Genomic DNA, 8601 nt, shown 5'->3' with positions numbered 1-8601 from the left:
GCAGTAAGCTGGCCCAAGACAAGCATACAAAAACCTCCCAGCGCGACGCCAGTCAGGAGGACAATCAACGACGACTCGTTAACAGAGCGGAATCCCCGCCGCTCTGTCTGATACTTCCGGTGCTGGTGTGGACAGGATGACCTAAACTCTGGCGCATGCAGCGCTTAAAACGGACGTTTGCTGGGTCAGTCTGTCGTGTTGGCAACAAACCGGGAAAAGGAGCATATCTTGAACACACAAGAAATTTCATACAGACGGATTGTGCCCGGGGAAGGCTCTATCTTCAAACAGATATGGCTGCAGGCCTTAAGGTCCACACCATCGTCCTACGCCAGCATTCTTGATGACTGGGAGTCTCTTTCCGAGGATGAATGGAATAGGCGGCTAACTGATCCAGTCTTCGGCGCTTTCCATAGTGGTATCCCTGTGGGATTGATGGGGCTTATTCGCAGGCATCCAGCAAAACTGAAGCACCGGGCTATTATCGTAATGGCTTACGTCCACGCCGACTTTCGGCGAACTGGGACGGCTTCGGCTTTGCTGAACCATGTCATTTCATTCGCAAAAGACGAGAGTATTTCGAAACTGGAGCTATGCGTCAGCGGCGAAAATGTATCTGCCATTGCATTCTATCGTAGTCAGCTTTTTTCTGATCTCTGCGTGATGCCTGGCGGAATTATCGAGAATGGCAAGCCGGTTGAAGAAGTTCAGATGATACGCTCCATCGGTGGTTTAGGGTAACGGCTTCCCTCGCAACGCAATTGCACTGCGTCAAGTTACGCGATGCCAATCCATTTGACGGCGCTTTTGAGCGATGCGCCGAGAGTTCCAAGGAGTACTGCATGAAGCGCGTCTTCACTATTCTCCTCGCGGCATTGCTACCCGCCGCAGGGAGTGCAACCGAGAACCGCCAGGGCCCCCTCGCCCTGCCAGCTGTAATTCATATGCTTGGCAAGGGGCAGCCGGTCGCCGTCACCGTTGATCTCAGTCTTTGCAGCGCGGTACCAAACGATGCAAAGCCGAGCAAAACACGCGGTGGACTACGGATTAACGCATTCAGATTGACGGACGATGGGACGCTTGCCTTTGCTGACGAGCATATGACCATCGATCTCGATGGAAAGCCGATCGTTCAGTTTTTACGATACAAAGTCCACCCAGATAACAGCGCTCAATTTTCTATGACTGTGTTCAGCCTGCCCGCGTACGAACAAAAGGGTAAGACACTCGAATTCAACTGTGCGATGGACCGTGGATTAAGTTTCTTCCCAGCGCGCTAATGTGGCTGCACGTAGATGTTGATGGCGTGACAGGCAGACCTAACGACGCGGGGAAATTCGCGCCGATTCCGTTGCGCACATTATTCAACGGGGATCTGCCACCACTGTTACCAGCACACAATGCAGGCCGGCTGTCGCCGCTAAAGACCGCTACCGCCCTGCCTGACGCGTCGGTTGTGTTTCGGCAGCTGGCCGGAAATTTAGGCGGCCGATGAGCCGAATTAAAGGATATTGATGAATGACCCTAGACAACTCCGCAGAGCGGTCTACGAACTTTCGAGTTCCGGTGCTACCCATTTCAACCCTGAGCGCCGACCCTCATCGCGTCTACCGGCACTACCGAAAGGAGATTCCGTTCATCTTGTCGGAAGCGGGGGTATATCTCATCTTGCGTGCCAACGACGTTCTCAGCCTGTGCAGCGATGCCAAGACACGTCAGGTAGAAACAGAATTGGTCACCCTGCGCGGCGTTGAGAATGGGCCGATCTGGGAATTCGTGCGAAACGGGATGCTGACGTCGAATGGCGATGTCCATTTGCGCAGACGATCTCGCCTGACCAGGACATTCGCCTTCAAGATGATTGATGCGTTGCGACCTCTCATTAGAGAGACCGTTGCGCAGATCGCCGATACCGCAGCGCCCGATGGTGGCATGGACTTGCTTGAGGACTTTGCCGCTCTTATTCCGGCCAGGATCATTGCGTCGATCTTGGGCCTCCCCCAGGACGATGTGAATAGATTTACAGAGATCGTATACCGCTTCAGTCCGCTCCTGGGCGGATCTTGGCGTGCGCAAGATGTACCGCAGCTTCAACGAGCAGCCGGCGAGCTGAGATCATATGTTGCTGACGTAGTGGCAAAGCGCAGCTATGAGAAAAACAATGACTCTGTGAGCAAACTTCTCTCCGATGTGGAAAGCGACGGATCCTTGTCCGCCGAGGAAGTGATTACCCAAATCATGACTTTGATTGTCGGTGGCAGCGACACGACGCGATCTGCCATCGTCATTCAGCTGGCAGTGCTTCTCCAGCATCCTGAGCAATGGAATGCAGTTTTAGACAATCACGACCTGGTTCCAAAGGCCGTCCTGGAATGCCTTCGTTATGAGCCCGCGATAGGCTCGGTTCCGCGCTTTACCACAACCGATATCGAGTTGGACGGGATGCTCCTCCCTGCCAATAAAGCTTGCTCCCTTGTGACCATGTCCGCCCTCCGAGACGAGCATCTCTACAACGACCCTGATCGGCTGGATATTACAAGAGAGCAATTGAAATGGCATCCGGTATTTGGCGCTGGAGCGCACCGTTGTCTGGGCGAAGCACTGGCGAAAGCTGAGCTGGAAGAGGCATTGACCGTGTTAGCGGAGCGTTTTCCGACCATCAGAGCCGCAGGTCCCTTTCCAAAAGTCACCGGCTTTTCGGGCATCCGAACGGTTCAAAACTTTCCGGTCACTTGGGACGCAGATCAGGCTCGATAGCATCTACCAAATGATCAGCAAAATGACACCTGCCACCTTTGAAAAGGAAACAACAATGCGGCCCACTGACTGCGCAGCGCCATCCCCAGAGTTCAACGTGCAGGATGTTTTAATTCGTGGTACTCGCACGCAAGATGCCGAAGGAATTACGGAAATTCTTAACCTGCCCGGGTTTCGTTATGGGACTTTACGCCAACCGTTCCATAGCGCGGATAGAACTCGAAAATATATCGAAGCTATGTCGCCTACAGATATATTTATTTGTGCTGAATGGCATGGCAAGGTCATCGGCAATGCCGGGCTACACCGCAAAACCGGCCGTCAGCTTCATAGTGCGACTTTGGCTATTGGCGTTCATGACGATTTTGTCGGTAAAGGTGTCGGAGCGAAGCTCCTCAGCACGTTGATTGAGACGGCCGACAGGTGGCATGACATCCGGCGTATCGAACTTGATGTGTTCGTAGATAACGGCCCTGCCATCCGGCTTTACGAGAAATCTGGTTTTGTTCGTGAGGGAATACTACGACAGAACGCGTATCGTGACGGCGAATATGTAGATGCATATCTAATGGCCCGACTGCGCTGAGGTCCATTCAACTGAGCCCTTTGGGTGACCCTTGAAGCCCTTGCCGTCGTCCGAATTGGATCGACGAAGCTCAAATTAAGCGCACGATCCACCGAAGGTATTCGAAGGTCCTCGTATGAGTCGATCTCAGCCAAGCGTTCGACCGGTAACGTTTTGACTCCTACAATCGCGTCGGCGCCGGCCACAGACTGCCTGGCGGATTGTATATAATTGCGAGCTTGATCAAGACCTCACCGGCGCGGTGGGTTCGGCCTGCTGACCGTAGCAGACTGCTTATAAGTACTGAAGGATACGGTCGCGCCTTAAACAATTCTAATCGGGCACCCTCTTCTCCGGCGGCCTAGGGTCCGTTCCACGAGATTGCGTTGACGGTAGACCCAGCAGTTGAAGCTGAATGTCTGCTTTCGATTGGCCTTTGCAGGGATATTCGCCCAACACTTGCGTTGCTTGGCAAAGTTACGAATTGCATCCGTATCATATGCCTTGTCGGCGAGGATCGACGCGCCGGGCCGCAGGTCGCTCAACAGCTTTTCAGCCATCGGTGCATCGCCGGCTTGGCCGGCGGTGAGTTCGAGCCGAACCGGTCTGCCATCTGCATCGACAAGAGCGTGGATCTTTGTCGTCAGGCCGCCGCGCGAACGTCCCATGCAAGGATCGGCAGATCCCCCTTTTTAGCGTTGGCACCATGCTGGTGAACGCGAACACAAGAACTGTCGATCATCACGATGTCTCCATCGTAACGCTTTGAAACGGCATCCAGAAGACGATCCCAGACGCCCGCCTTGCGCCATCGGGAGAACCGATTGTAAAGCGTCGTGCGCGGGCCATAACGCTCCGGCACATCTCGCCAAGACGAACCAGTCCTGAAACGCCAGAGGATGCCGTTGATCACCCGGCGGTCATCGACACGTTCAATTCCACGGCTATTGTTTGGCAAAAGAGGTGCAATGATAGCCCATTCTTCGTCGCTCAATTCGTGACGGCGCATAGCAATCTCCTTTCAAGGAGATTGAATCATACACCGTCAATAAGATGAACCCCGTTTATGGGGACACTGCCTAGTCCCGCTTCGCCTTAGACCTGTTCGAAAGGAGAGATGATGGCCAGGAAGACCATCGATGAACGCCTCGCCCAGATCGAGGCCCAGCGCAGAACCCTCAAAGCCCGCCTCGGCCAACAAGAGCGCAAGGAAGATACAAGACGCAAGGTGCTGCTTGGCGCCCTCGTTCTCCACCGTCTGGAAAACAGCGGCGATGCCGAGTTTTCGAAACGTCTCGCCGAATGGTTACGCCGCGAACTGCCGGGCTTCCTCACCCGCGATGCCGACAGGCAGCTGTTTGCCGACCTGCTGCAGCCCTCCCCTTCGTCCTCGAAAGGTGCCTCGGCGGAAGGAGCGGAATAATGATCCAGGCAAGGCTCGTAGGCCGCGTTTAACAACATGCTGCGGACCGCAGCCCGTGCTTCGCTGGTGAAAGATAAATATCTCTCGACGATTCTTCGATCGCCCCATGATCAAAACGTTGACGTTCCCTGGGTGATGTCGGCCGAAAAGCCTCGTTGGTGTGAACCGACTGCCGCAAACGCACCAAGTGATGTTGCAAGGATATGAAAAAGACGATATTATATATGCTATCAAAGGATATGCTGATCATGCCTCTCTACATCAAGGATCCGGAAGTCGACGAGCTCGCGGATGAGTTCGTAGGCCTTACCAAAACCTCCAAGGTCGACGCCGTGAAGGCGGCACTGAAACGCGAGATCGCCAGCCGCAGAAGCAGCCTGCCGATCCGCGACCGCCTCGCAAAATATCTGCGATGGCCCGCGCAGCGGGACCTTATGCACCCGGCGACCACAAGCGTGAGACCGATGAAATGTGGGGCGAGGACTGATGCTGTTCCTCGACGCATCCGTGATTGTCGCGATCCTCGCGTATGAAGAAGACCGCGAGGAGCTTTTAGACCGTCTTGGGCAGGACGAAGGTCCATTCTATGTGTCGTCAGTTGCTCGCATGGAAGCTTCGCTAGCGCTCGCCCGCCGCATGGCTGAGCGCGTCGGCCGAAACAAGCCTGCAACGCCCGAAATGCTGCGGGAGTCTCGCCGAATAGTAGATCAGTTTCTCATCGACCTGGAGGCGAGAGACGTCATGATTTCTGGCGATGTGGGCACAAACGCCCTCGACGCCGCGCAGCGGTACGGCAAGATCGTCAGCCACCCTGCAAAGCTCAATATGGGCGATTGTTTCGCCTACGCTTGTGCTCGCGCCTACGGGACCAAGGTCGCCTACAAAGGCAACGACTTTTCCCTGATCGATATAGGCTTGGTAGCGCCTAGGCGCTTCAATGCCGGGGCAGCTTCAGAGGTAACCCCTCACCCTTTCCCACTCGGAGCGGCTTAGACCCATGGCAGTCCAATCCATGAGCACCACCATGGACTGGCCGATGTGAACGCTATAGGATCGAAATCCTCCCGTGTACGGTTCGAATCTGAAATGAGTTTTCCAGTCATTTGAAAACAAAAGATTGCTCGCCCACGGTTGGAGAGCGCCCAATCGGCTAGACTGCATCCATCAGGGAACCACGGGCAGGTCGAAACCACAGATTATGCGGCACTTGGCTTTTCACGCCTAGTTTGTCAGGTGCAGACGCGCACGCTCTCAACATGGTACCCGTCATCGTATCGATTCTGAACCGTCTGACGCTGATACCAGCACTCTGGCGGGCGCGGCGGTGGTGCATAGTACCGAGGACCGCTGTTTTCGATAGCAGTGCCGATAAGCCCGCCGACCAAGCCTGCAGCAAGTCCTCCGGCGATGACGCCGCCATAATCATGGTGATAGTGGGCCTCTCAGGCGGAGGCCCTTCCCAGCCGCGATTGTCATGCCAGGGCCGGCCGTAATACTCTTGCGCATCAGCGACGCCAGCAGTCAGTGCCAGAGGAGTGGCGATGGTGGCAAGAACGAGCGCCGAAAGGATAGTTTTCCTGAACATTGTTATGCTCCAGAAACCGGGTCGGACAACGCGAGATGCGAAGATCACTCCGGATTGACGGGCATCATGGCGCTCGGCCCTGAATGCTGGCTGAATGGACCCTTCAGACTATCCGCAGGTTGGGGATCTCTCAGCAGCGAACGGATCCCAGATCAGGGCCCTTCCCGCAGGCCCCGCAAACTTCAACACGCCGCATGTGAACCTACATGAAACCATGAACAGACAACTACAGCAGTTGCCGCGCGTGTCGATATATAGCCTACGATCGCTTGATTTTTTATACGAAACGTATTATTCCACGTACCAGCATAAGGAGGCCGGCATGGCGTACGCGGAATTCAAAGGATCAATTACGACGACGGGACGTTCGGAAGCGTTGCGCCTCGACAAGGCGCTTTTCAAGGCGCATCCGGAGTTCAAGCAGCGGGCAAAGATTCGCGCCCATGTCATTGGCCCGGGCAGTATGCTAGTGACGCTGGATACGTCCGAGCCTGGGGACGGGGCAAATGATAACCCAGAACGCGATCCCGTTGTCTCGGCCTATCTTGCGTTTCTGGAACGCGACATGGTCGAACATCCCGACCGTCTGCGTCCTTTCACCGACCTGGATGTCGCTCGCATTCGGACGCTCACGGCAAATGTCACCGTTGCTGACACCGATGTAATCCCGGATGATGTCACGCTGTGACGCCGGCGAAGACCCAATTTGCCGAACGGCATGGCTGGAAACTCTATCGTTCCAGCGCCTTTGCCGAAGCGTTCGACATGCTTGAACGGGATGTGACACGACTGGCATCCGAGAAACCTGATGACTATACATCCCATCCCAAGGCGAAACTTCTTGCCCGGATACAAGCCCTCATCTTCGATGAGATTCCGCGCGATCCCAACGCTTATATCTTTGGCTTGGGAAACACACTCGGCTCAGCGCACCGACACTGGCGGCGCGCAAAGTTTCTCTCGCGTTTCAGGCTATTCTATCGTTTCGACAGCGCCAGCCGAGTTATAATCTATGCTTGGATGAACGACGAAAATACATTGCGCAAGGCGGGATCTAGAACTGATCCTTACACCGTCTTTGCCAAACGGCTAGATGATGGCGATCCGCCCGATGATTGGAACGACCTTTTGCGGAACGCCCAATCAACTACTCCCAAAAGCTAGGCCGACGTTCATACACTCATACTCATATGGGTTGCTCGAAATTTTTACGCTGTTTGAACTACTGCTCCACCTTGGGTGATCAAGGCGGCAGCCGGGCATTGAAAGTGGCCGGCCCTCCGGTCAATGCCGACATGCACTCGTGATCAGCCGCGCCTCCGCATTCGAGTAGGCTCAAACTTAGGGCTGCCTTCTCAATTTTGGCGCTCACAGCGGACTATTCGGGGCCGCCCATACCGTCGAGCCTGACGTGCCACGGTATGACTCGACGGCAAAGTGTTGGTACACGGAGCAGGAGGACGCCATGATTCTATTCGTAATCATCAGATCCGTTCGCCCTGGCTAGGACTTGGGGTCAGTGACAAATCGGAGCAACATTTCATTGATCTATACCGTAGCGCCTTTAGACAGCGCGTCCTGTTCGGCCAAAACTATGATTGCCTCCGTCGCTTCTATTGGGCTCCACTCCGCATCAACGGCGTCGGCAATCAATTTCAGCACCAATGGCGAGAGCACCCCCTGGCAATCCAGGAACCGCTGTGGGTCGGTTAGCGGCCTTATGGGTTTTGCGATAGCCATACCATGCTCCAGAGAGGAGCTTAGCACAACTCATGATAAGCTACAAATATAGATCTAAACCTGAAGAGGTTACAGGCCTTCGACCAACACAATCAAGAGTTCAGTGGACGTACAGCACTCCTCTCTGAAATCACGGCAGAACCTCTCAAAGGAAAAAGCCCTAGAGGCATCTGGCTTGAGACCGAGCGCGAGTTACGCCTCGATGCGGATCGGTTTTGGCGCATTGCTGAGGAAAATGGTTCGGAACCTGCGCCTAGGCAGGCCCCCTGCCTCGGCCGAAAGATCATCAATCCAGTAACTCACACGGGTCGCAGGCCCCATTCGCGCTCAAATTCGTCGTCAGTGCCCAGCGACTTTTGTACGTCTTCGCCCTTTGCTTTGCTGGGCAATATTTCAACAGCGACCGATGAGACGATGCTGAGATTGTCGGCAAATTTCCGTCCCCTGCTCTCAGTTACGGCGTAGTTCAGGGTCATGCCTGTTTCGAGCCGTGGTAATTTTGCTGCCTCGACGCTCTTAAGAGGAAGATAG

The 8601-nt window shown here is 54.8% G+C and carries 10 protein-coding genes and 1 pseudogene; 9 read left to right on the top strand and 2 right to left on the bottom strand.

What is annotated here, in order from left to right:
• Positions 1-228: 228 nt before the first annotated feature.
• The 4 genes from EQW76_RS28335 to EQW76_RS28320 all read left to right on the top strand — a co-directional run bounded on the left by EQW76_RS28335 (position 229) and on the right by EQW76_RS28320 (position 3343).
• Positions 229-741 carry a GNAT family N-acetyltransferase gene (locus tag EQW76_RS28335; RefSeq protein WP_244615603.1) on the top strand — a complete coding sequence of 171 codons (513 nt, stop codon included), beginning with the start codon at positions 229-231 and terminating at the stop codon, positions 739-741.
• Positions 742-842: 101 nt separating this feature from the next.
• Positions 843-1280: a VirK family protein gene (locus tag EQW76_RS28330; protein ID WP_143123509.1), complete on the top strand. Its 438-nt coding sequence runs from the start codon at positions 843-845 to the stop codon at positions 1278-1280.
• Between the two features lie 238 nt (positions 1281-1518).
• Positions 1519-2757: a cytochrome P450 gene (locus EQW76_RS28325; protein WP_142832565.1), complete on the top strand. Its 1239-nt coding sequence runs from the start codon at positions 1519-1521 to the stop codon at positions 2755-2757.
• Between the two features lie 55 nt (positions 2758-2812).
• Positions 2813-3343: a GNAT family N-acetyltransferase gene (locus EQW76_RS28320; RefSeq protein WP_142832567.1), complete on the top strand. Its 531-nt coding sequence runs from the start codon at positions 2813-2815 to the stop codon at positions 3341-3343.
• Between the two features lie 347 nt (positions 3344-3690).
• Here EQW76_RS28320 and EQW76_RS28315 read toward each other — a convergent pair.
• Positions 3691-4337, bottom strand: a pseudogene (locus EQW76_RS28315) (IS5 family transposase); the annotation flags it as partial.
• A gap of 105 nt (positions 4338-4442) precedes the next feature.
• On the opposite strand from EQW76_RS28315, the gene EQW76_RS28310 reads away from it, so the two are divergent.
• The 5 genes from EQW76_RS28310 (at position 4443) to EQW76_RS28285 (ending at position 7494) form a co-directional block, all read left to right on the top strand.
• Positions 4443-4745: a mobilization protein gene (locus tag EQW76_RS28310; protein ID WP_142832564.1), complete on the top strand. Its 303-nt coding sequence runs from the start codon at positions 4443-4445 to the stop codon at positions 4743-4745.
• A 203-nt stretch (positions 4746-4948) separates the two neighbouring features.
• Positions 4949-5278, top strand: coding sequence for a type II toxin-antitoxin system VapB family antitoxin (locus EQW76_RS28305; protein WP_348539989.1), 330 nt, complete (start codon positions 4949-4951; stop codon positions 5276-5278).
• The gene (locus EQW76_RS28300; protein ID WP_142832563.1) at positions 5232-5738 is read left to right on the top strand and encodes a type II toxin-antitoxin system VapC family toxin; all 507 of its coding nucleotides are present in this window, start codon (positions 5232-5234) and stop codon (positions 5736-5738) included. The genes EQW76_RS28305 and EQW76_RS28300 overlap by 47 nt, the downstream gene beginning before the upstream one ends.
• Before the next feature lie 914 nt (positions 5739-6652).
• Entirely contained in the window at positions 6653-7018 is a 366-nt protein-coding gene (locus EQW76_RS28290; RefSeq protein ID WP_244615597.1) for a type II toxin-antitoxin system PrlF family antitoxin, read from the top strand.
• Complete coding sequence (locus EQW76_RS28285; RefSeq protein WP_142832562.1) at positions 7015-7494, top strand: type II toxin-antitoxin system YhaV family toxin; 480 nt, start codon at positions 7015-7017, stop codon at positions 7492-7494. Before EQW76_RS28290 ends, EQW76_RS28285 begins: the two co-directional genes overlap by 4 nt.
• Before the next feature lie 875 nt (positions 7495-8369).
• Here the strand turns inward: EQW76_RS28285 and EQW76_RS29110 are convergent.
• On the bottom strand, positions 8370-8601 hold a 232-nt coding region (locus EQW76_RS29110; RefSeq protein ID WP_203452807.1), incomplete at its 5' end, for a hypothetical protein.

Origin of the sequence: Rhizobium sp. rho-13.1, from assembly GCF_007000305.1 — a bacterium.
GTDB lineage: Bacteria > Pseudomonadota > Alphaproteobacteria > Rhizobiales > Rhizobiaceae > Rhizobium > Rhizobium rhododendri.
Note: the sequence above shows the minus strand (reverse complement) of the source record. Positions and strands in the feature narration are given on the sequence as shown.

Coding starts and splice junctions, on each gene's coding strand:
- EQW76_RS28310 (WP_142832564.1), top strand. CDS start 4,443: ATGGCCAGGAAGACCATCGATGAACGCCTCGCCCAGATCGAGGCCCAG.
- EQW76_RS28325 (WP_142832565.1), top strand. CDS start 1,519: ATGACCCTAGACAACTCCGCAGAGCGGTCTACGAACTTTCGAGTTCCG.
- EQW76_RS28300 (WP_142832563.1), top strand. CDS start 5,232: ATGCTGTTCCTCGACGCATCCGTGATTGTCGCGATCCTCGCGTATGAA.
- EQW76_RS28320 (WP_142832567.1), top strand. CDS start 2,813: ATGCGGCCCACTGACTGCGCAGCGCCATCCCCAGAGTTCAACGTGCAG.
- EQW76_RS28305 (WP_348539989.1), top strand. CDS start 4,949: ATGAAAAAGACGATATTATATATGCTATCAAAGGATATGCTGATCATG.
- EQW76_RS28330 (WP_143123509.1), top strand. CDS start 843: ATGAAGCGCGTCTTCACTATTCTCCTCGCGGCATTGCTACCCGCCGCA.
- EQW76_RS28290 (WP_244615597.1), top strand. CDS start 6,653: ATGGCGTACGCGGAATTCAAAGGATCAATTACGACGACGGGACGTTCG.